Below are 20486 nucleotides of genomic sequence, written 5' to 3'. Positions count from 1 at the left end.
AAAAGCTGTCATTTTGGGTTCGCCGGCGCTGCGTCGTCGATCGGCAATTCCGAAACGCAAAGGCCCGGACACAGGGTCCGGGCCTTCACAGATGCATCGGCTATGCGACGGTTCAGAGCACGCCGGAGCGCAGAACCCGCTGGATCGCGTGGATCACGGCGCCGAAACGCGCCTCGATCAGGTCGCGCGGCACCTCGGCATCGTGCTGGATCGCCAGCGGATGCGTGAAGCGGTAGCTCGCGTCGAAGATGTAGGCGATGGCCCGCTCCCGATCGCGGGCCGAGAAGATCCCGGAGGTGATCCCCTCCTCGACCACCCGCTCCACGAGGCTGCGCAGGCGCACGCGGTGCCGCCGGGCGATCGGCCGGGCCGCAACGGTGGCGTCGAGATGGACCGCGAACAGGTTCGGCTCATCGACCAGCGCGTCGCGCTGCACGGTGGCCAAGGCGGTCAGCAGGCGCTCGATCTTGTCGTCGGCCGGGTCGGGGGCGTCGGCGATGCCCGCGAGCCGGGCCTCGACCTCCCGGAGCCAGCGCCCCGCCACCGCGTCGAGGAGCGCGTCCTTCGACGGGAAGTAGCGATAGACGTTGGCGTGGGTCATGCCCGCCTCGGCGGCCACCGCGACGACCGTCACGCGTTTGGGTCCGAGGCGCGAGAGATGCTCGGTGGCGATGCCGAGCAACCTGACGTCGGCCGCGACCGATGCGCGGGCCCGCTGCGGGTTCGTCGTATCACCGGCGTCACGGAGCGCGCTGGTCTCGGCGTCGTCCGCGCGCGGTAGCTTGGCCTTAACGGTGAGCGACTCTTCCGTGGACCCAGTGGATTCTGGTTTGAGAAACGGAAGAGGAAGGCGGGAAGTAGACAGGTGGTAGGGCGAGACGGACCCCCATCAGACCGGCTGAAGCGTCCCGGCGCTTCGCGTTGACGTTACGGCTTCCCCCCGGGAGCCCGGTTACCGAGCGGATTAAAACCGCTTAAACACTCCTATGTGTCAGTTTGCCTTGAGAAGGCAACAAATTTTTCTCGTTATCACCTGCGTCAGAAGCGGTTCTTCCACGCCCTGAGAGCGACGAAGACCGCTTCTGCATCGCTTCCTGGTGGCAAATCGACGGATTTTGCGAGGGTCGGGACTGCGCAACGCAGGAACGGGTTGGTGGCGCGCTCTGCGCCCAGGGTCGAGGGCACGAGAAAGCGGCCCTCCGCCTTCGCCCGTTCGGCCTCGGCGAGGCGGGCCCTGAGATCCGCGTTGTCGGGCTCGGCCGCCACGGCGAAGCGGGCGTTGGAGAGTACGTAGTCGTGGCCGGAAAAGACCTGTGTGGAATCGGGCAGGTCATCGAAGCGCCGCAGCGAACGGTAGAGGGTCTCGGGCGGGCTCTCCATCACCCGGCCGCAACCCAGGGTGAACAGCGTATCGCCGGCACAGACGAAGCCCGCCTCCGCGAACCAGTAGGTGATGTGGTCCGAACAATGGCCCGGCGTCTCCCAGACCTGCGCTTCGAGGCCCCCGACCCGCACGGTGTCTCCCTCCCGGACCGTGACATCCACGAGCGGCACCGCGTCGCCGGCCTTGGCGGGCGCGACGACCCGGGCGCCGGTTGCCTGCTTCACCGCCGGGATACCCTCGACATGGTCGCCGTGCCGATGGGTGACGAGGATGTCGGTGAGTTGCCAGCCGGTCTCATCGAGGGCCTTCAGCACCGGGCCGGCCTCCGGCACGTCGATCGCCGCGCAGGCCCCGGTGGCGGGATCGCGGATCAGGACGCCGATATTGTCGCTGCGGCACAGGAAAGTGCGGATCTCGGTCTCGGCGGCCATCGGGAACGTCTCCTCGGGGCGCAAACGCTGTGGTCGTGAACAGGCGGTCCCACGGCCGGGTTCCGTGCAAGCGGGGTCGGTGACGCTTGCCGCGCGGCCCCCGGGTCACCATTGAGTACGGTAACCGTTCCCGAGTCGGTAGCCTTCTTCTCCATGCGTCTCGACGTCAACGGCTTGCGGGCCTTCTACGCCAGCCCCCTGGGCCGCACGACGCATCGCGTGGTCGGTCGCTCGATCCACGCGTTCCTCGGCTCGGTCTCGGGCCTCCGGGTGCTTGGGATCGGCTATGCGATGCCGTATCTCGGACCGGTCCATTGCATCGCCGAGCGCACCATCGCGTTCATGCCGACCAGCCAGGGTGTGGTGAACTGGCCGCCGAGCGGCCGATCCTGCACGGCACTGGCCGATCCGACCATGATGCCGTTGCCCGAATCCGCAGTCGACCGGATCATCCTGATCCACGCCCTCGAAGCCGTCGAGAGCCCCTCGGAGTTGCTCCAGGAGGTCTGGCGGACGCTCACCCCGGGCGGGCGGATGATCCTCGTGGTGCCGAATCGGCGGGGGGTCTGGGCGCGGCGGGAGGCGACGCCCTTCGGTCACGGCCAGCCCTACAGCCGCTCGCAGCTGGGGCGACTGATGCGCGACACGCTGTTCTCGCCGGTGAACTGGGCCGAGACGCTCTACATGCCGCCGGTGCGCTCCCGCCCGATGCTGCGCACCGGGCCGGCCTGGGAATGGATCGGCACCGGCCTGTCGCTCCCCTTCGCCGGCCTGCACGTCGTCGACGCGACGAAGCAGCTCTATCGGCCGGTCACGGTGCGGCAGGTCCGGCGCGCCCGCCGCCTCACCCCGGCCCGGGTGCTGGTGCCGGCACCCGCACCGGGTTGAGCGGGAGCCGCGCGGAAACCGGATTCCGTCCGCCCGTGGTGTGTCTTAGGAGAACGCTCCGCCCGGACCGGTCCCCATGAGCCTCGATTTCACCGTCCAGCAGTTCCTGCTCGCCCTCTCGGGCCTGGTCGCGATCGTGAACCCGATCGGCGGCGCCTTCATCTTCGCCCAGGTGACGAGCTCTTACAGCCATGCCGAGCGCGTGCTGCTGTCGCGCCGGATCGGCGTCTACGCGGCGCTGGTGATGCTGGGCGCCCTCTGGGCCGGGACGCCGATCCTCAACTTCTTCGGCGTCACCCTGGCGGCCCTGCGCGTTGCGGGCGGGCTGGTGGTGATGTCGTCGGCCTGGACCCAGCTCAACCGGCCCGAGGCGCGCGAGGCGCGCAAGCAGGCCGAGGCCTCGGGTTCGGCGGATCGGAGCGCCGCGGCTCCCTCCGAGCCGGTACCCTCTGCCCTCTCGGAGATCGCCTTCTTCCCGCTGACCCTGCCGTTCACCACCGGGCCGGGTACGATCGCGGTGGCAATCACGCTGGGGGCGAACCGGCCGGCGGCTTATGCCGAGCGGGCCGGGTTCTATCTCGGGGTCACGCTGGCGGCGCTCGTGGTCGCCGTCACCGTCGCCCTGCTCTACGCCTCAGCCGACCGGGTCGTCGCACTCATCGGACCGGCCCGGGCCCGGGTGGTCGGGCGCCTGTTCGCCTTCCTCCTGCTCTGCGTCGGCACACAGATCCTGATCAACGGCCTCACCGACGTCATCGCACCGCTGCTGGCGGCGCGATGAGACCGGCGTCGTAGGAGGACCGTCAGATGACCGGCATGGTCCCGAGGTCTCCGAACAGGGCGGCGTGGCCCACGTAGTAGAGGGCCAGGAGGGCCGCGAGCGCCGCACCGTACCAGGCCGGCGCCAGGAGCGCCTGCCGGACCCGCACTGGGACCCGGACGTTGTCGGCGGCGATCGCCAGCAGCACCACGATGATCCCGGAATGGCCGATCGCGTCCACCTTGCCGAACTCGAAGATCGCCGAGACGAAGATCGCCGCCAGGATGATCGCCGCGCAGCGCCGGACGAGCGGCGTCCAGACCAGCGCGAAGGCGAGGGTGAATTCGATCACGCCGGCGGCCTGCATGAACAGCTCGGGCGTCGCACCCATGGTCATCTGCGGCTTGGCGGCCAGCAGCGGCGCAGGCCATTCCGGATAGGCCCACTTCTCGATCGAGGCCCACATCAGCGTGATCGCGGCGGCCCAGCGGACGATGTCCAGGGGGCGGATGTCGAAGGGCTTCAGGCCGAGACCCTGGGCGATCAGGTAGACGGCGATGCCGAGGAAGATCGGGTAGTCGGCGAGGTGGAAGAGCCCGTACTGCGCGGTCGCGTAGCTGAACAGGAAGACGAGGCCGAGGCCGGTGATCGGCATCGTGCGGCGCCAGATCAGGCACCCGGCCAGCGCGAGCTGCAGCCACGGGATCCAGGTCACGTCGGTCTTCAGCTCAGGCGTCAGGATGATGCCGCCGAGGTCGAACAGGGAGACCAGGAAGAAGCCCAGCGTGGCGCGGACCAGAAGCTCGGTATCGGTGCGGATCCGCGTGGTCACGCGGTCGAGGGCGTTGAGCAGCGCGCCGCCCAGGGGCGTGCCCTCGGCCAGGCACCCGAACATCAGGCAGAGGAGTGCGAGGCCGGTGAGCCATTCGAAGTTGAGGCAGAGCACCTGCTCGAGGCCCTGGGGCTGCCCGGCCACGTCATAGGCGCAGAACCACTTGACGTGCGCCTCAGCGGCGCTTGTCCCGGCGAGGATCAGGGGGCCGGTGATGCCGAGGGCGCAGGCGATCGGAGCCAGCTTCTTGTTGGGTATTGGCATTGAGCCCTCGTCGCTGCGCAACGACACCGTAGTTACCGAGGGATTTAAATAGATGCGTACGATTTTAGCCAATGTTTTGTTAACGAATGTGATTGGAAGGTTAACGCTGTGGATCGCGCTTAGGTAGCGTCGAAGGCGATCAGAATGCGCGTCATCGAAGCGATGGCCTGCCTCATCTGGCGCCATAAAGCCCAACCCACCTGGCTCATGGCAGCGTCCGCTTCGGACTGCATGACTGGTCGACGGTCCACGCCACCCCGGGAGCTGCATCTGACGCGGTCAACGCAGGGCCGATGCAGAATCCGTTGGACACGCGCGCGATGCGACCCGGGTTTCGGCGCCGTGCAGATCGAAATCCGGTGTTTCTGTTCGACAGATACAACTATTCATTTGGTAATTTCGTATGTTTCTGGCTTTTCAACAATCTGATATTTATTATTACGAGATATTATGAGCTCGATCTCAAAGTCGTTTGCGCGACTTGCGGTGAGATTGATTCATTAATGTTTAAGCTGTAGCGGGGATATGCCTGCGGAGACGTGAAGGCATGGCATTAGATCTTGCGTGAGCCCACGCAGCGTCTTGTCTGCACTGAACTCAGGAGATGATGCCGGTGCAGCGCGTCCGCCGAGGCAGAGGCCGGGCGACGGGGTGCATGCAGTGGGGAGGGACGCCATTCCGAGGCCCGACACACAGGTCGATCCGCAGCGACCGCGCGACCTTCCGAACCGCGACGCAGGGTGCCCCATCGATCCGCTGGCCCTCTGGGCGAATCGTCAAACCCGGCCGTCGTTCGGCCACGCATGGTCGGGGACCCGGAGATGACCGAAACGGCGCCCTGACCATGTCCCGCCCCTCGGGGGCGGCCCCGGGCGCACCGCATCCATCCTAACAGCCCCGCGGGACGGTTCCCGGGCGCCCCGGCGCGCGGCGGCCGCCCGGTCCATCAGCAAGGAGACACTTCATGAGCGACGATACGCAGACCAAGGTTTCGGCCTGGTACAGCCCGGACGAGATCCAGGGCATCCAGCGCGACCTCCTGGGCTCATCGGCGAAACTCCTCGTCCTGTGCCTGGGCGGCAAGGGCGGCGTCGGCAAGACCACCATCGCGCTCCAGGTCGCCGACCTCTGCGCCGAGGTCGGGCCCGTCCTGGCGATCGATACCGATCCGGCCAACCGCCACTTCCACACGGCGCTGATGCAGGAGACCAACCCCGGCAGCGACAGCTTCGTCCCACGCCGGGCCGGCATCAGCTGCTTCCGGCAGCGCCTGCGCGCGGAGGACAGCACCGGCCGCGTCGACCCGACCCTGTGCCAGGACATGATCGAGCACGTGATCGAGGCCGCCGAGCGCTTCGTGGTGGTCGATTTCCCGGCCGGCGATACCGAGACGACCCGCCGCTGCGCCGAGATCATCGTGGAGAGCTGCCGGGAATCGAATATCCGCCTCAGCGTGGTCGTCGCGGCCGGCGCCGTCGATCCGACCGCCCTCGACGTCCTGCGCGAACTGAAGCCGATGCTGATCGAGTGCGACCGCGCGATCCTGGCGAAGAACACCGCCCAGGCGACCAACTTCGACTATCTCGAATCGTCCGAGCTGGTGCAGGCGCTGCGCAAGCAGCCGAACTTCCGGGTCATCGAGATCGAGAAGATCGGCGAGCGCCTGATCGAGGCCCTGCGCGTGCAGAACATGACGTGGCAGACTCTGGCCAATACGGCGCCGATGCGCCTGCGGGTCGAGGGCCGCCGCCTCCGCCGCAACTTCCACCAGCTGTGGCGGGATGCGCTCCGGCCGTGACCAACCTCGAGCGGTTCTACCGGTCGGTCCACGGCCGCGATCTTCAGCCCTGGGAGCGTCAGCTCGCGGTGCGGATCGCGGCCGCCTTGAACACGACGACGGACGACGACTTCGTCGTCCACCTGCTCCTCGTGTACATGTCCACCAACGCCATCACCAACATGTACAACGAGTTGGTGGCGGCGCGGAACACGCTCGCCGACGACAACCGCGACCTGATCCAGACCGTCACGCAGGATCTGCGTCGCAACAGGCTGATGACCTACGGGTTGATCGGTGCCGTGGTTCTCGCCGTCCTTTCGGGGGCCTGGACGCTGGCGACTGTGGTCAGCCTCTCGAACGGTGCCGCCGTGAACGAAGCCCGGCTTGCCGCGGCGCTGGAGGCCTGCGAGCAGCGCAGTTCGGGACGTCTCCCGCGCGGCTCCGACCTCGGCCGGTGAGACGGCCGTGTCAGGGCGCCGGCGGCTGGACCGAGAACGACGCGGTCATGAGATCGCGCCCCGTGCGGGCCGACAGGGTCGCCAGGAAGGCCAGGAGATCGCTGCGCTCCGTGGCGGACAGGTGGAGCGGCTTGATCAGCCGGGACCGGCTCGGGCGGTCGATCCCGCCGCGGTCGTAGAGCGCGATCACGGCTTCGAGATTCGGCTCCGATCCGTCGTGCATGTAGGGGCCGCGCTGGCTCACCTCGCGCAGGGTCGGCGTCTTGAAGGCGTAGCGCAGGGCGACCGAGGTCGGCTTGAAGCGCCCGCGGCCGATTTCAGTCCCCGAACCGACCCCGATGTCATGGAATGAGTTGTCGGTGAACGACCAGCCGGAATGGCATCCGGCGCAGCCCGCCCGCCCGTTGAACAGGTCGAAGCCGCGCTTGGCGGGCTCGGTGATCGCGTCCTCCTGGCCGGCGATCCAGCGGTCGAACGGAGCTGGCTCGACGACGATCAGGCGCTCGAAGGTGGCCAGCGCCGCCTCAAGCCGCTCGCGGGTGACGGCCGGATCCGCGAACGCGTCCTCGAAGGCCGCGGCATAGGCGGGGTCGTCGGAGAGCCGGGCCAGGGCCTCGTTCATCGGCAGGTTCATGTTGCCCGGCGCCGTGATCGGCATCGCGGAGACCGATTCGAGTGTCGGGAACTTGCCGTCCCAGCCGAGCGGACCGTCCTGCCACGCGACGTTGAGGACCGTCGGCGTGCGCAGATCCATGACGCCCTGCTGGCGAGTCGCCGCCCGGGCGCGTCCGTCGGCCCAGGCGAGATCCGGGACGTGGCAGGTCGCGCAGGACCGGGTCCGGTCGCCGGACAGGATCGGGTCGAAGAACAGGCGCCGGCCGAGTTCGGCCTTGGCGGCGGAATAGGGATTGCTGGCGGGGAACGGAATCTCGGCCGGCGGACGATAGGTCTCACGCCAGCCGGCGCGACGCGGATCGGGGCCGCTGCCGACCCCGACGCCCATGCCGACGAACCCGAGGATCGCCGCGACCGCGGCGCCAACCTTCCACGCCATCATCAACCTCACCGGGCGTATTTAAACCCCTATTCGTTGATGACCGATGAATCTCCGCATGAATATTCCGGTGCTGGATAGTGCAGCCTCATGCAAAAGTCCGGCGTGGCCAAGCTTCCGCCGTGCAATCGGCGGTGTCCGGCTATTCGAGCCGGACCGCAACGCTGTCGCTCGCTCCGGTTGAATCAACGATGGAGATACGCGCGAAGCCGGCCCCTTGGGGAAACCATTCGGCACGATGCCGCAGTGTCTGTGTGACGGGCTGACCGTCGATCAGCCACGTCAAGGGCGGCACCCCGCCCAACGCCTTGAGGGCCAGCCCCGGTGAACCGGCCGCGCCTCCGCCGGACCCGCCCGGCGTCAGCCCCAGGTCGATCCGCGCCCCGTCCGGCGGATAGGCGATCCGCAGGGTCGGGCCCGGCGCCCCGGCTGCGTCGCGACCGAGCCGCCGCAACGGCGGCGGCAGGCTGCCGGATCCGGCCATCAGGGTGCCGGCGGGCCGGGGAATCGGCTCGGATTCGCCACCCAGGCGCGCGAAGGCGTCGAACAGGATCGGGGCCGCGACGATCCGGCCGACGAGGCCCGGAACCGCCGCCCCGTCCGGCCGGCCGACCCAGACCGCCACGGTCACGCGCCGGTCGAACCCGGCCGCCCAGGCGTCGCGGTAGCCGTACGAGGTGCCGGTCTTGTAGGCGATGCGGTTCGGAAGGGCGTTCTCAGGCGGCGGCGTGCCGCGCAGGATGTCGGCGATATACCAGGCGGCGACGGGGCCGGTGACCTGATGCCCGGGTCCGGGTGGCGCCGACTCGACCCGGCGCTGCAGGTCGGGCAGCGTGCCGCCGCGGGCGAACCCCGCGTAGAGACGCGCGAGGTCGGTGAGTGTGATGCCGAGGCCGCCGAGCGCCACCGGCAGGCCCGGCGCCGCGTCGCGCGGGAGCTGGATTCCGGCGCCCGCCGCGCGCAGCCTTGCGATGAAGCGCGCCGGGCCCACCGCCTCCATCAGCGCGACCGCGGGGACGTTGAGCGACAGTTGCAGGGCCCTCCGGGCCGTGACCGTGCCCTGGAAGGTCAGGTCGAAATTCTCCGGGGCGTAGCTCGCCGAGAACCGCGTCGGGCGGTCCTCCAGCAGCGTCTCGGGATGGGCCAAGCCATCCTCGAACGCCATCGCGTAGACGAACGGCTTCAGGGCGGAGCCGGGGGAACGGATCGCCAGGGTCATGTCGATGGCACCGCGCCGACGCACATCGAGGTAGCCCGCGCTGCCCACCTGAGCGAGGATGCGCCCGTCCCGGTTGTCGAGCACGAGGATCGCGGCCGAGAGATCTGGGCCGGCCGCGGCGGCGCGCTCGGCCGCCAGCGCCTCCAGCCGCTCCTGCAGCGGTGCATCGATGGCGAGGCGGATCGCCGGGTTCGCCGGATCGGCCGCCACGGCCTCCTCCGCGGCGTGCGCGGCGCGCATCGGGAAGGGTTTGCGCCCGGCCGGGACCGGCTCCGCCTTGGCGGCCTCGGCCTCCGTTTCGGTGAGGAGGCCCCGGGCGCTGGCGATGTCCAGCACCCGGTCGCGGGCAGCCCGGGCGCGGTCCGGGAAGCGGTCGGGCCGGCGCGCCTCGGGGGCCTGCGGCAGGGCGACGAGGAGCGCGGCCTGCGCCGCCGTCAGCCGCGCGGGCTCCCGCCCGAAATACGCGAGGCTCGCCGCCCGGACGCCCTCCAGCGGGCCGCCATAGGGGGCGAGCGCGAGGTAGAGGTCGAGCATGCCGGGCTTGCCGAGGCGCCGTTCGAGGGTCACGGCCCGCACCATCTGGCGGAGCTTGGCGCCCAGGGAGCGTTCGCGCCGTGGCTCGACCAGGCGGGCGACCTGCATCGACAGGGTCGAGCCGCCCGACACGATGCGCCCCCGCGTCAGCCATTGCCCCGCGGCGCGCAGGAGGGCCGCCGGGTCGATGCCGGGATGGTGCGCGAAGCGTCGGTCCTCATAGGCGAGCAGCATGGCGCGGAAGCGCGGATCGACCGCCTCCGCGGTGACCGGCAGGCGCCAGCGCCCGTCCGCGGTGGCGAAGGAACGCAGCAGCGTCCCGGACCGATCGAGCACCACGGTGGAGCGTGCCGTCGCAGCCGCGAGGTCGAGGGGCGGCAGCGTCGCGGCACAGAGCCAGACCGCGGCGAGACCGGCCGTCACGAAGCCTAACCCGAGCCCCGCGGCCATGAGGCTGCGGCGCAGGGCTTCCTGCCGCGCCGGCGGCGCGCGTCCATTGGTGTCGAGCCCGTCCTGCGGCACGTCTCCTCCGGGCTCCGGGCACGCGATCCGGCGTACAGGATTCCCGGTTCCCTCGGCACAGGCAAGACCGTGCGTGCGCGGCTACGCGATGCCGATGCTGCGCCGATCCGCGAAGTCCGGCCGGCCCAGCCGATCGGCCCGGACCGGGAACGCTACCACGTTCGACGCGAGCGCCGCCGCGCTTTCAGGCCCCGGACCATTCCCGTGCGTCTTGCCGGGCTTCACCCAGCGCCCGAGCCGCTTGAAATACGTCCGCCTCGCCAGCCAAGCCGGAACGTGCCTGTCCTTGGACATGATCTGCCCCTCTCGATGCAATCCGCGACGACGACACCCGGCCCGATCCCGCCACCGGACCGAATCGGGACTGTATTCGTGATACGAATGCATACCAGGGGTTGTTGCATCCTCCGTTTCGATGATGAGTCGCGGGCGATCCGTGGTGGCGCCCTCAAGCGGCGGCGGATTCCTTCGCCCGCTCCAGCGCCAGTTTGGTCACGGCCACCTGATCGACCTTGCCCGTGCCGAGCATCGGGATCCCCTCCAGCACCACCACTTCCGCGGGAATCGCCACGTCGGATGCACCGCGGCCCCTGGCGAAGCTCTGGTAGGCGGACCGCGTCGCGTCCTTCGCCTGCGTGAACAGGATCAGGCGCTCGCCCTTGCGCGGGTCCGGCACCGCCGCCACCGCGCTCAGGCGGTCGGGCCAGAGTTCGGCCGCCAGCGCCTCGATGCCGGCGAGCGACACCATCTCGCCCGCGATCTTGGCGAAGCGCTTGGCCCGGCCCTTGATCGTCACGAAGCCCATCGCGTCGATCGCCACGATGTCGCCGGTGTCGTGCCAGCCGCCCGGCGGCGGCTCGAGCACCCCCGGTTTCTCGGCGCGCACGTAGCCGAGCATGATGTTGGGACCCTTCACGGAGAGGCGCCCGCCCTCCTCGATCCCCGGCACCGGCTCCAGCCGCGTCTCGATGCCCGGCAGGATCCGCCCGACCGTGCCGAACCGGTTGAACATCGGCGTGTTGAGTGCGACCACCGGCCCGCACTCGGTGACCCCGTAACCTTCGAGGATGCGCAGGCCGAACTTTTCCGCCCAGGTCCTGCGGGTGGTCTCCTTCACGGCCTCGGCGCCCGCCACGACGTAGCGGAGCGAGCGCAGGTCGTAGGAATGGGCCGAGCGGGCATAGCCCGTCAGGAACGTGTCGGTGCCGAACAAGACCGTGCTGTTCGAGCCGTAGATCAACTCCGGCACGATCCGATAATGCAGCGGCGACGGGTAGAGGTAGACCGGCACCCCCGAGACCAGGGGCAGGACCAGCCCGGCCGTCAGGCCGAAGGCGTGGAACACCGGCAGGACGTTGAACACCTTGTCCATCGGCCCGAAGTCGATCCGGGCCGCCACCTGGGCCACGTTGGCGAGCATGCAGCGGTTGGCCAGCACCACGCCCTTCGGCGTGCCCTCGCTGCCTGAGGTGAACAGCACCGCCCCCGGATCCTCGCCGCGGCGCGCCACGAGCGGACGGCGGGGGCTGAGGAATCCGCGGATCTTGTCCCCGGTCGTGATGCCGGCCCGCACGTCCTCCAGATAGATCAGTTCAACCGAGCCGCGGATCGCTTCGATCAGCGGACCGAGCCGGCCCTTCTCGATGAAGGCCCGCGAGGTCAGAACCCTGCTCACCTCCGCGGCCCGACAGGCCGAGAGGACGTTGGCCGCTCCGGCGGAGAAGTTGATCATCGCCGGCACCCGGCCCGCGGAGGCGAGCGCGAACAGCGTTACCGCGGCACCGTTGGCGTTCGGCAGCATCACGCCGATCCGGCCGCCCACGGGGGCGAGCGGCATGAGCTTGCGGCCCAGGATGTTGGCGCCCATCACGAGCCGGCCGTAGCTCAGCCGACCGCCGACCGGATCCTCCAGGGCGTTGCGGCGCCAGCCGTGGAGGTCGCCTGCTTCGATCAAGGCCGCCATCAGGCCCCGGTCGATGTCGGCGGTGCGGAACACGAGGTCCGACATGATCCCGTAGAGGGCGGCGCCGGCCGCCTGCCGCCGCGTCTTGCCTTTGAGAGCCGGGTCCACCGTGAGGCGGACCGGCGGCATCACCGTCACGATCACCTTCGGCCACCACGTCCGGCTGACCTGGCGGCGCGACAGGCGCGAGAAGATCGTGCGCTCCAGCCCGTCGATCTTGACGGGCACAACCATCGCGCCGGATTTGTCGGCGATCAGCCCGGCGCCGTCATAGACCTTCATCAGGCTGCCGGTGACGGTGAGCCGCCCCTCAGGGAAGATGATCAGGGTCTCGCCGCCCTTGACCGCGTTGATCAGCGTGCGCGTCGCGAGCGGGCGCGTCGGGTCGAGCGGCATCGCCTTGGTGACGCGCAGGAACGGCCGCACCCACCAGCGCTGCGCGATCCCGCTGTCGACGGCGAAGACCGGCTCCTGATCGAGGAGCGACAGGGCCAGCGGCGCGTCGAGGAACGAGACGTGGTTGAGGGCCACGATGGCGTTCGGCCCGGCCGCCGCGATGTTGTCGAAGCCCCGCACCTCCAGCCGGTAGAAGGCCCGGAACAGGATCGACAGGGCGTCGCGGAACGGGCTGGTCGGCAGGGTCGCGAACACGATGGCGCCGACGATCAGGTTCAGCACGGCGACGATCGCAAGGAGGCTGGCGATCGAGAGGCCCGCCCCCTGGAGTGCCGCGAGCGCCAGGGTCCCGGCCACCATGAAGGCCGCCGTCATGACGTTGACGGCGCCGATGATCCGCGCCCGCATCGCCTTCTCGGCCCAGGCCTGCACGGCCGCGAAGGACGGGACGATGTAGAGGCCGCCCGAGACCGCGAGGCCCAGGAAGTCGAGGGCGGTGCGCAGGCCGTGGCCGGTCGCCAGGACCTCGAAGGGGCCGATCGCCTCGGCCGGAGGCGCCGGCAGGTGGCCGATCGTCCAGGCGAGATCGAGGCCGAACAGGCCCATCAGCACGGCGCCGACCGGCGTCGGCAGCAGCACGATCCGGCCGCTGGCGAGCCAGGAGGCCAGCCCCGAGCCCAGGGCGATGCCGATCGAGAACAGCGCCAGCAGCAGCGTGATCACGGTCTCGGTGCCGTTGAAGGCACCGCGCACCAGAACCGGCAGGAGCGAGAGCACCACCACGCCGACCAGCCAGAACCAGCTGACGATCAGCGAGCCGCGCCACAGGCGGGTATCGGCCCAGAGGTCGCGCAGGAGAGACGCGGTGGAGCGGGCGATGTTGGGATCGACCCGCAGGTCCGGCGCCCCCTCCCCGGTCGCCGGGATCATCCGGGCCGAGAGCCAGCATAGAATCGCGAAGCCCATCACCAGGGCTCCGAACAGGAGGCCGGATCCGCCCATCGCCGAGGCCGCCCCGGCCGCGATCGTGCCGAGCAGGATCGCCAGGAAGGTTGCCGCCTCCACCAGGGCGTTGCCGGCGGGCAGCTCCTCGCGCTTCAGGTGATCCGGCAGGATGCCGTACTTGATCGGGCCGAACAGGGCTGCGATCGTCCCGAACAGGCCGAGCGCGACGAACAGCACCGGCACGGATTGCAGCAGGAAGCCGAGCACCGCGGTGCCGGCCGCGAAGATCTCGGCGAACTTCAGCCGCCGCGCCATCAGGGCCTTGTCGTACCGGTCGGCCCATTGGCCGCCGAGGCCCGACAGGATGAAGAACGGCCCGATGAACACGGCGCTCGCCAGCGTCACCAGGACTCCGGCATGGGCGTCCGCCTCACCGCCGATCCCGAACAGGATCAGGAAGGCCAGCGCGTTCTTCAGGAAATTGTCGTTGAACGCCGAGAAGAATTGGCACCAGAACAGCGGCGCGAAGCGCCGCGCTGTCATCAGGGTACGGAACATGGCGATCTCTCGTTCCGGACCTGACTGGCCTACCCGATACGGTCAGGTCAAATCGGAACGTGCCCAACGCACAGCGATCAAGGCCGCGCGGATCGCTCGCCATGTGGGCCCGCGCCGTTGCGGCGCCGGAAAAAGGCCGGGTCTCAGACCTTCCGAACGACCCGGCCGCGGCGGCCCGGGATGCGGGCGTGCCGGACCATGAAGCCGCGCAGCGAGGCACCGAGGTCGTAGGACCAGTAGATGTGCGTCGCGATCATCGAGATCACGAACAGCACAGCACCGGCTGCGCAGGCCGGCACGAGCAGCAGGAAGGTCAGCACCATCCCGACCGCCGTGCGCTCGGCGAGCGAGGCCTGGGGCCAGGGATCGATCGGCAGGGAGAAATGTCGTCCGGAGCGCATGACTTCGACCCTCGGTGGTTCGGCATGACGCAGCCTACGGAGTTAACAGTCGCCGGACTCGGTCGTTGCGTCGCGGGACAGGGAAATCGATACCCCCCGTGACGTTCCGGCCCGATGCCGCATCGCAACCGACCGCCGCGACCCGGGTTGCCGTTCGGATCTTTGGCGACGGTGTGAGGTGCATATGGCTCGGGTTGCGGTCGTGACCGGCGGTACGGCCGGTATCGGGCTGGCGACGGCGCACGCGCTGGCCGAGCGCGGATGGTCGGTGGCGGTGATTGCGCGCGATCAGAACCGTCTCTCAGCCACCGAGCGGGCGCTGTCGGCCTATGGCCAGCCGGTGCTGGCGATCAGCGCCGACGTCGCCGACCCGAAGGCGGTCGATGCCGCCGCCGAGCGCGTGGAACGGGAGCTCGGCCCGATCCGCGCCTGGGTGAACAACGCCATGTCGACCGTGGTGAACCCGGCCGACCAGATCACCCCGGACGAGTACCGGCGGGTCACCGAGACCACGTATCTGAGCCAGGTCTACGGGACGCTGGCGGCGCTGCGCTTCATGAAGCGGCGCAACCGGGGCGCGATCATCCAGGTCTCGTCCGGCCTTGCGGTCCGGGCCGCCCCGCTGCAGGCGCCCTACTGCGCGGCGAAGTTCGCGGTCTCGGGCTTCACCGACGCCCTGCGCTGCGAATTGCTGCACGACCGCGTCAATGTCAGCCTCAGCGTGATCTACCTTCCGGCGGTCAACACCCCCCAGTTCAACTGGGCGCGCAACCGGACCGGGCACCGGCAATACGCCCCGGACCCGGTCTTCGATCCGCAGCTCTGCGCCGAGGCGATCGTGTACGCCGTCGAGAACCCGCGCCGGGAGGTCTGGGTCGGGCGCTCGTCGATGATGATGGCGGCCGCGCAGGCTCTGGCGCCGGCCCTCGCCGACCGCAAGGCCGCCTCCATGTGGTCGGCCCAGCTCTCCGACGAGACCATTCCCGAGATGAAGGGGAACCTGTTCGAGCCCGTACCCGGCCCCGTCGGGATCGACGGCCGGTTCTCCGGGCGGACCAAGGCGAGCCGGGCCGAGTTCGTCACGAGCCGTACCCGGGATCTCGTGGTCGGCGGTCTCGCGGGGCTCGCGCTGATCGGCCTCGCCGGCACCGTCCATGCCGCCCGCTCCGCGCGCCGGCTGCCTCATCGGACTTGACGGCTGCGCCCGATCGCACAGCCTGCTACAGCCGCCCCGAAGAAGGTCCGAAGAAATGCCCGGCTATCTGCCCTTCGCGGGCGCCCTGAAGCTGCCCGCCTATACCTGCGACAATTGCGGGTTCTGGCAGCGCCATTTCGAGGCGCCGGCCGCTTGTCCCATGTGCCTCGACGCCCGTCACGTCGTGCCGCAGGACGGCTGGCGCTTCCGCACCACCCGGGAGGCGCAGGACGCCTTCCCGTGTCACTGGCAGGAGCTGGAGCCGGGCGTCTGGCGGTTCTGGAACGAGCCGGTCTCGGGCATCGGGCCGTCCGGCTACCTGATCCAGACTGGGCACGGGAACATGGGGTTCGAGGCCTGCCCGGTCTTCAGCGAGGCCGCCCTCGATCAGATCGAACGGCTCGGCGGGATGACGGTGCTCTCGGCCTCGCATCCCCATTCCTACGGGGCGCTGACGCAGCTGCAGGATCGGTTCGACCCGGAGCTCTGCCTGCCCGCGGCCGACTTCACGTGGAGCGCGGCGCTGCAGGTGAGCTGGCCCTACGACGATTTCTTGGAGCCGCTGCCGGGCCTGGAGCTGCACCGCACGGCGGGCCATTTCGACGGCCACACGGTTCTGTACGACCGGGCGCGGAAAATCTGCTTCTGCGGTGACGCGCTGAAATTCGAGCTCGACCCGGCGGATGTCCGCCGCGCCACCACGATCTCGGCCCACAAGGCCTTCGTGCGCGGCGTGCCGCTCACCCCGAGCGAGTTGCGCCGCTACCGGGACGTGTTCGAGCGCCTCGATTTCGTGCAGACCTGGACGCCGTTCGAGCCGGCCGCCAATTGCGGGCGGCCGGAGGTGCTGGCGCTCCTCGATCAGCTGATGGCCGGGCGCGCGCACGCCGCCCCGGTGCCGCTCGAGAGCCTGCGGGTTCAGGGCCGGTAGAGCGGGTCGTTCTCGAGGCGGATCGGCTCGCCGTGCGGCGTCGCCGCGGCAGCCCGCTGGAACGCCTCCGTGCGCGCCGCGACGCTGTCGGCTCCGGCCACGCCGCGTTCGGCCAAAATCCCCTCCAGGGTGGCGAGCCATGCGCCGTAATCGGCGGCGCGCTCGGGGGCATCCGCCGGGCGGATCCCCTGGCCGAGGCGCTCCGCCCATTCCGACCACGTGAACAGCCCGGCCTCACGCAGGCTCACCACCAGGGCGAAGACCTGGGCCTCCCACGGGGCCGCGAACGGGCTCGGCGACGGCTGGGTCACGCAGGCTCCAGATAGGGTTCGAAGGCCGCCACCGTGACGGTCCCGCCGGGATCGCCGCTCTCGCCCCACAATTCCTGCGCGGTGAACGCGACCGTGTAGAGCCAGACCGGGTTCTCGCCCGCCTGATAGGCGTTGGTGTCGGGAAACACGAAAGCCCCGTCGACCCGCACGATCCGTCCGCGCTTGCCGCGGACGTAGCGCGGCAGCCGCGTGTGGGTGGTCGGGTGGATGTTGCGGGCCAGGACCGCATCGCCGAGCGCGAAGCGGGCCGGGGCGTCGGTCGCGCGGCTGCTCGGGAAGCCGGCCCGGAAGCGCTCCTCCAGGCCTTCGCGAGCCAGGATCCGCCCCACCGGCTTGGCCGGCTCCATGGCCCGGCCGGCCTCCATCTCGGCGGGCGTCGCCAGCCCGGTGGCGGCGACCTGTTTCTCCAGAGCCTTGAGCCAGATCGCGTAATAGCTCGACGCGAGATACTCCGACGGCGGCAGCGACTCGCGGGCGGCGCGGCTGCCGTCGAGGTTCCAGGCGCCGGTATAGCCCATGGCGAGCGCCATCGCGAAGACGCGCCGTTCCCAGGCGGCGTGGAACACCGGCTCGTCCGGCTCCGGCGCCACCGGCCCGAAGCCGTGCGCGCCGCCGAGATCCTGGGCCCCGTTCATACCGGCATCTCCGCGGGTTCGATCGGCAGCGCCGTGGCAAGCCCGGTGCCGATCATGGAATCGCGCGTGACGAGGGGGGCCAAAGCCTCTTCGGAGAAGCCCTCGGTGCCCGCGGGGCGCATCGGCAGGACCATGTAGCGGGTCTCGGCGGTCGAATCCCACACCGTGATGCGGGTGGTCTCCGGGAGGGTCACACCGAACTCGGCGAGCACGCCGCGCGGGTCGATCACCGCCCGGGCCCGGTAGGGCGGCGCCTTGTACCAGACCGGCGGCAGGCCGAGCACCGGCCAGGGATAGCAGGAGCACAGGGTGCAGACGACGAGGTTGTGCGTCTCCGGGGTGTTCTCGACCACAACCATGTGCTCGCCGCCGCGGCCGCCGATCCCGAGCTCGGCGATCGCCGGCGTGGCGTCCGTCAGCAGCCGCGATCGGAACACCGGATCGACCCAGGCCCGGGCCACCACCCGGGCGCCCAGATGCGGGCCGACCTTGGTCTCGTAGAGTTCGACCAGCGCGTCGAGGGCGGCGGGATCGACATAGCCCTTCTCGGTCAGCAGCGATTCCAGCGCCCGCACCCGCGCCTCGACCGGCGAGAGTTCGCTGCCGTGATGCACATGATCGTGGTGCGCGTGGTCGTGCTCCGCGTGGTCGTGGCTCATCGCGCTCTCCTCACGATGCGCAGTCTGCACCGCCGGACAGGTCCCTTCCAGCCCCGAAGGTCGGATGGATTAACCTCGGCCGTTATGACCACGTTGCCCCTGTCTCCCAATTCCGCTGGGAGCGTTTGGTATCGGTTCATATTTGCACCGGTACGGACGTTAGAGCAGTTCCAGTATACAAGTTTCGAGATCAGGACACGTTCATGATCGAAGACGCCGCGAAGCCTCGGACCGAGGCCGAGGGCAACCGGACGGCCAAAGGCTACGCCACGGCCATCGGCCAGCACCTCGCTCTGCCCATCCGCGACTACTTCAAGCTCGTCGAGCAGGAGCCGCTACCGACGCAACTGAACGATCTGGTCGCGCGGTTCGAGATCGCGGTTGCCGCCCATGGCCAGACCGTGCCGTTCGACTTCCGCGGCGACATCATCAAGGCGCTGCCGGCCCTGCGCACCTTCGCGCTGTCGCTGGTGGGGGACGTCACCCGCGCCGACGACCTCGTTCAGGAGACCTTCGTCAAGGCCTGGGCCAACCAGGAGCGGTTCCGTCCCGGCACGAACTTCACGGCGTGGCTGTTCACGATCCTGCGCAACCAGTTCTATTCGGAGCTGCGCAAGACCCGCCGCGAGATCGAGGATGTCGACGGGACCCATGCGGGCCAGATGACGAGCCTCGCCGATCAGGAGGATGCCAGCACCCTCAAGGTCGTATGGGCGCGCCTCGAAGGCCTGCCGGCGGCGCAGCGGCAGGCGCTGCTGCTGGTCGGCGCCGAGGGCCACACCTACGAGGAGGCGGCGAGCAAGCTCGGCTGCCAGGTCGGCACGGTCAAGAGCCGGGTGAGCCGGGCCCGGTCCTCCCTGCTCGGGACCCTCGGCACGGTGGTGGCCGGGCAGGTCCCGGCCGCCTGAGGGCGATGCCGTCGGCCCGATCCGTCAATCGGATCAGGCCCTTACATCGGCGGCCGGCGCAGGTGCCAATCGGTGGCCTGCTGGTAGGCTTGCCCGATCCGCAGCGCCATCGCCTCGTCGTAGCCGCGGCAGACGATCTGCAGCGAGAGCGGCAGGCCGTCGGCCGTGAAGCCGTTCGGCAGCGCCAGGGCGCAGAGATCGAGCAGGTTGCCGAACCGGGTGAAGCGCGAGGGCAGATGCGCTTCGTCGACCGTGGCGAGCGGCACGGCGGCGGTTTCCGTCGTTGGCGTCAGCAGGGCGTCGATCCCCGCTGTAGCCTCGGCATAGGCCTGCTTCATCGCGGCGCGGCGATGGAGCGTGCCGAGATAGTCCTGGGCTGAGACCTTGGCGCCGGCCAGGATCCGGGACCGCACGGCGTCGCCGAGCTGTGCCGACGGGTCCTCCGCCAGCGCGCCGTTGAAAAAATACGCCTCGGCGTTGGTGATCGCGCTCATCGCCACGCAGTCGCTGAAGCGGAATGGCAGGGCGACGTCCACGATCTCGGCCCCTGCGCGAGCGAGCCGGTCGAGGGACGCGTCGTAGGCGGACAGCATGTCGGCGGCGACGCCCTCCCGCTCGATCGCCGGCATGCGGCCGAGGCGCAGGCCGCGCACCCCGCGGTTGAGGCTGGACCAGGGGGAGTCCGGCTGCACGCCTCGCGTCGTCGGATCCAGCGGATCGGGGCCGGAGATCGCCTCGTAGAGCAGCGCGGCGTCCTCCACCGTGCGGGCGAGCGGGCCGGGCGAATCGAGGGTCGTCGAGAGCGGCACGATCCCCCAGGTCGAGACCCGCCCGACCGTCACCTTGAGCCCCGTCAGCCCGCAGAAGGCGGAGGGCAGGCGCACGGAGCCGCCCGTGTCGGTCCCGATCCCCCAGGGCGCCATCCGGGCCGCCACCGCGACGCCGGTGCCGCTGCTCGAGCCGCCGGGCGTGCGCGGAACCTCCGCGTCCCAGGGGTTCCAGGGCGTGCCGAGATGCTGGTTGGTGCCCCAGCCGCCATAGGCGAACTCGACCGTATGGGTCTTGCCCAGCACGATCATACCCTGCGCGATCAGGCGCCGGGCGATGGTCGCGGTCCGCTCGGCCCGCCTCGTGCGATGGGCCGCCGAGCCGCCCATGGTGATCCGGCCCTCCAGATCGATCAGGTCCTTGAGCACCACCGGCACGCCGTGGAGCGGCCCCACCGCGTGGCCCGAGCGGATCGCCCGGTCCGCCCCCTCGGCGGCGAGGCGGGCATCCCCGGAGAACACCTCCGTGAAGGCCTGCAGCTTCGGCTCCAGCTGCGTGATGCGCCCGAGCAGCGCGTCGACCGCGTCGACCGGCGAGAGGCTGCGCGCGCGGATCGCCCGGGCGAGTTCGGCCGCGGAGGCCTGGACGGGATCGAGATCGGACATCGGA

General features: G+C 69.9%; 19 protein-coding genes. 7 read left to right on the top strand and 12 right to left on the bottom strand.

All coding sequences use genetic code 11. The annotated features are described in order from the left end of the window. Positions 1-112 precede the first annotated feature (112 nt). Positions 113-682 carry a TetR family transcriptional regulator gene (locus MKK88_RS30440; RefSeq protein ID WP_202131183.1) on the bottom strand — a complete coding sequence of 190 codons (570 nt, stop codon included), beginning with the start codon at positions 680-682 and terminating at the stop codon, positions 113-115. A 356-nt stretch (positions 683-1038) separates the two neighbouring features. After that, positions 1039-1815 carry a hydroxyacylglutathione hydrolase gene (gene gloB / locus MKK88_RS30435; RefSeq protein WP_244006888.1) on the bottom strand — a complete coding sequence of 259 codons (777 nt, stop codon included), beginning with the start codon at positions 1813-1815 and terminating at the stop codon, positions 1039-1041. A gap of 153 nt (positions 1816-1968) precedes the next feature. Between gloB and MKK88_RS30430 the strand changes: the two genes are divergently transcribed. After that, positions 1969-2703 carry a methyltransferase domain-containing protein gene (locus MKK88_RS30430; RefSeq protein ID WP_244006881.1) on the top strand — a complete coding sequence of 245 codons (735 nt, stop codon included), beginning with the start codon at positions 1969-1971 and terminating at the stop codon, positions 2701-2703. A 76-nt stretch (positions 2704-2779) separates the two neighbouring features. Continuing rightward, positions 2780-3484: a MarC family protein gene (locus MKK88_RS30425; RefSeq protein WP_244006875.1), complete on the top strand. Its 705-nt coding sequence runs from the start codon at positions 2780-2782 to the stop codon at positions 3482-3484. A 22-nt stretch (positions 3485-3506) separates the two neighbouring features. Here the strand turns inward: MKK88_RS30425 and MKK88_RS30420 are convergent, their stop codons facing one another. Beyond that, complete coding sequence (locus MKK88_RS30420; RefSeq protein ID WP_244006874.1) at positions 3507-4559, bottom strand: hypothetical protein; 1053 nt, start codon at positions 4557-4559, stop codon at positions 3507-3509. A gap of 964 nt (positions 4560-5523) precedes the next feature. Between MKK88_RS30420 and MKK88_RS30415 the strand changes: the two genes are divergently transcribed. Continuing rightward, the gene (locus MKK88_RS30415) at positions 5524-6357 is read left to right on the top strand and encodes an ArsA-related P-loop ATPase (protein WP_244006872.1); all 834 of its coding nucleotides are present in this window, start codon (positions 5524-5526) and stop codon (positions 6355-6357) included. Then, positions 6354-6797 carry a hypothetical protein gene (locus MKK88_RS30410; RefSeq protein ID WP_244006870.1) on the top strand — a complete coding sequence of 148 codons (444 nt, stop codon included), beginning with the start codon at positions 6354-6356 and terminating at the stop codon, positions 6795-6797. The genes MKK88_RS30415 and MKK88_RS30410 overlap by 4 nt, the downstream gene beginning before the upstream one ends. A 10-nt stretch (positions 6798-6807) precedes the next feature. On the opposite strand, the gene MKK88_RS30405 is transcribed toward MKK88_RS30410, so the two are convergent. From MKK88_RS30405 to MKK88_RS30385, 5 genes are all read right to left on the bottom strand, one after another. Beyond that, positions 6808-7851 (bottom strand): cytochrome-c peroxidase, encoded by a 1044-nt coding sequence (locus tag MKK88_RS30405; protein WP_244006868.1) that lies wholly within the window; start codon positions 7849-7851, stop codon positions 6808-6810. Positions 7852-7993: 142 nt separating this feature from the next. Beyond that, positions 7994-10126 (bottom strand): penicillin-binding protein 1C, encoded by a 2133-nt coding sequence (pbpC, locus tag MKK88_RS30400; RefSeq protein ID WP_409566732.1) that lies wholly within the window; start codon positions 10124-10126, stop codon positions 7994-7996. Positions 10127-10207: 81 nt separating this feature from the next. Then, the gene (locus MKK88_RS30395; protein ID WP_244006862.1) at positions 10208-10420 is read right to left on the bottom strand and encodes a hypothetical protein; all 213 of its coding nucleotides are present in this window, start codon (positions 10418-10420) and stop codon (positions 10208-10210) included. A gap of 154 nt (positions 10421-10574) precedes the next feature. After that, complete coding sequence (locus tag MKK88_RS30390; protein ID WP_244006861.1) at positions 10575-13988, bottom strand: acyl-[ACP]--phospholipid O-acyltransferase; 3414 nt, start codon at positions 13986-13988, stop codon at positions 10575-10577. A 143-nt stretch (positions 13989-14131) separates the two neighbouring features. Then, positions 14132-14389 (bottom strand): hypothetical protein, encoded by a 258-nt coding sequence (locus tag MKK88_RS30385; protein WP_244006859.1) that lies wholly within the window; start codon positions 14387-14389, stop codon positions 14132-14134. A 184-nt stretch (positions 14390-14573) separates the two neighbouring features. On the opposite strand from MKK88_RS30385, the gene MKK88_RS30380 reads away from it, so the two are divergent. Then, the gene (locus MKK88_RS30380) at positions 14574-15584 is read left to right on the top strand and encodes an SDR family oxidoreductase (RefSeq protein WP_244006857.1); all 1011 of its coding nucleotides are present in this window, start codon (positions 14574-14576) and stop codon (positions 15582-15584) included. Positions 15585-15639: 55 nt separating this feature from the next. After that, a complete protein-coding gene (locus MKK88_RS30375) occupies positions 15640-16515 on the top strand; it encodes an MBL fold metallo-hydrolase (RefSeq protein ID WP_244006855.1) in 876 nt (291 codons plus the stop codon). On the opposite strand, the gene MKK88_RS30370 is transcribed toward MKK88_RS30375, so the two are convergent. From MKK88_RS30370 to nthA, 3 genes are read right to left on the bottom strand one after another with little or no spacing between them, the layout of a single operon-like run. Then, positions 16503-16826, bottom strand: a complete 324-nt coding sequence (locus MKK88_RS30370) for a nitrile hydratase accessory protein (RefSeq protein WP_244006853.1) — start codon at positions 16824-16826, stop codon at positions 16503-16505. The two genes, MKK88_RS30375 and MKK88_RS30370, sit on opposite strands and share 13 nt — an antisense overlap. Next, positions 16823-17482 carry a nitrile hydratase subunit beta gene (gene nthB, locus MKK88_RS30365; RefSeq protein ID WP_244006851.1) on the bottom strand — a complete coding sequence of 220 codons (660 nt, stop codon included), beginning with the start codon at positions 17480-17482 and terminating at the stop codon, positions 16823-16825. The genes MKK88_RS30370 and nthB overlap by 4 nt, the downstream gene beginning before the upstream one ends. Next, positions 17479-18141 (bottom strand): nitrile hydratase subunit alpha, encoded by a 663-nt coding sequence (nthA, locus tag MKK88_RS30360; protein ID WP_244006849.1) that lies wholly within the window; start codon positions 18139-18141, stop codon positions 17479-17481. Before nthA ends, nthB begins: the two co-directional genes overlap by 4 nt. A gap of 203 nt (positions 18142-18344) precedes the next feature. On the opposite strand from nthA, the gene MKK88_RS30355 reads away from it, so the two are divergent. Beyond that, positions 18345-19049, top strand: a complete 705-nt coding sequence (locus MKK88_RS30355) for a sigma-70 family RNA polymerase sigma factor (protein ID WP_244006847.1) — start codon at positions 18345-18347, stop codon at positions 19047-19049. Positions 19050-19090: 41 nt separating this feature from the next. On the opposite strand, the gene MKK88_RS30350 is transcribed toward MKK88_RS30355, so the two are convergent. Next, positions 19091-20482 (bottom strand): amidase, encoded by a 1392-nt coding sequence (locus MKK88_RS30350; protein ID WP_244006845.1) that lies wholly within the window; start codon positions 20480-20482, stop codon positions 19091-19093. Positions 20483-20486 lie beyond the last annotated feature (4 nt).

This window comes from Methylobacterium sp. E-005, assembly GCF_022829725.1.
Lineage (GTDB): Bacteria > Pseudomonadota > Alphaproteobacteria > Rhizobiales > Beijerinckiaceae > Methylobacterium.
Note: the sequence above shows the minus strand (reverse complement) of the source record. Positions and strands in the feature narration are given on the sequence as shown.

What these genes read in the sequence shown, in the direction of transcription:
- gloB (WP_244006888.1), bottom strand. Translation starts at nt 1,815, where the DNA reads ATGGCCGCCGAGACCGAGATCCGCACTTTCCTGTGCCGCAGCGACAAT.
- MKK88_RS30430 (WP_244006881.1), top strand. Translation starts at nt 1,969, where the DNA reads ATGCGTCTCGACGTCAACGGCTTGCGGGCCTTCTACGCCAGCCCCCTG.
- MKK88_RS30425 (WP_244006875.1), top strand. Translation starts at nt 2,780, where the DNA reads ATGAGCCTCGATTTCACCGTCCAGCAGTTCCTGCTCGCCCTCTCGGGC.
- MKK88_RS30420 (WP_244006874.1), bottom strand. Translation starts at nt 4,559, where the DNA reads ATGCCAATACCCAACAAGAAGCTGGCTCCGATCGCCTGCGCCCTCGGC.
- MKK88_RS30415 (WP_244006872.1), top strand. Translation starts at nt 5,524, where the DNA reads ATGAGCGACGATACGCAGACCAAGGTTTCGGCCTGGTACAGCCCGGAC.
- MKK88_RS30405 (WP_244006868.1), bottom strand. Translation starts at nt 7,851, where the DNA reads ATGGCGTGGAAGGTTGGCGCCGCGGTCGCGGCGATCCTCGGGTTCGTC.
- MKK88_RS30395 (WP_244006862.1), bottom strand. Translation starts at nt 10,420, where the DNA reads ATGTCCAAGGACAGGCACGTTCCGGCTTGGCTGGCGAGGCGGACGTAT.
- MKK88_RS30390 (WP_244006861.1), bottom strand. Translation starts at nt 13,988, where the DNA reads ATGTTCCGTACCCTGATGACAGCGCGGCGCTTCGCGCCGCTGTTCTGG.
- MKK88_RS30385 (WP_244006859.1), bottom strand. Translation starts at nt 14,389, where the DNA reads ATGCGCTCCGGACGACATTTCTCCCTGCCGATCGATCCCTGGCCCCAG.
- MKK88_RS30380 (WP_244006857.1), top strand. Translation starts at nt 14,574, where the DNA reads ATGGCTCGGGTTGCGGTCGTGACCGGCGGTACGGCCGGTATCGGGCTG.
- MKK88_RS30375 (WP_244006855.1), top strand. Translation starts at nt 15,640, where the DNA reads ATGCCCGGCTATCTGCCCTTCGCGGGCGCCCTGAAGCTGCCCGCCTAT.
- nthB (WP_244006851.1), bottom strand. Translation starts at nt 17,482, where the DNA reads ATGAACGGGGCCCAGGATCTCGGCGGCGCGCACGGCTTCGGGCCGGTG.
- nthA (WP_244006849.1), bottom strand. Translation starts at nt 18,141, where the DNA reads ATGAGCCACGACCACGCGGAGCACGACCACGCGCACCACGATCATGTG.
- MKK88_RS30355 (WP_244006847.1), top strand. Translation starts at nt 18,345, where the DNA reads ATGATCGAAGACGCCGCGAAGCCTCGGACCGAGGCCGAGGGCAACCGG.
- MKK88_RS30350 (WP_244006845.1), bottom strand. Translation starts at nt 20,482, where the DNA reads ATGTCCGATCTCGATCCCGTCCAGGCCTCCGCGGCCGAACTCGCCCGG.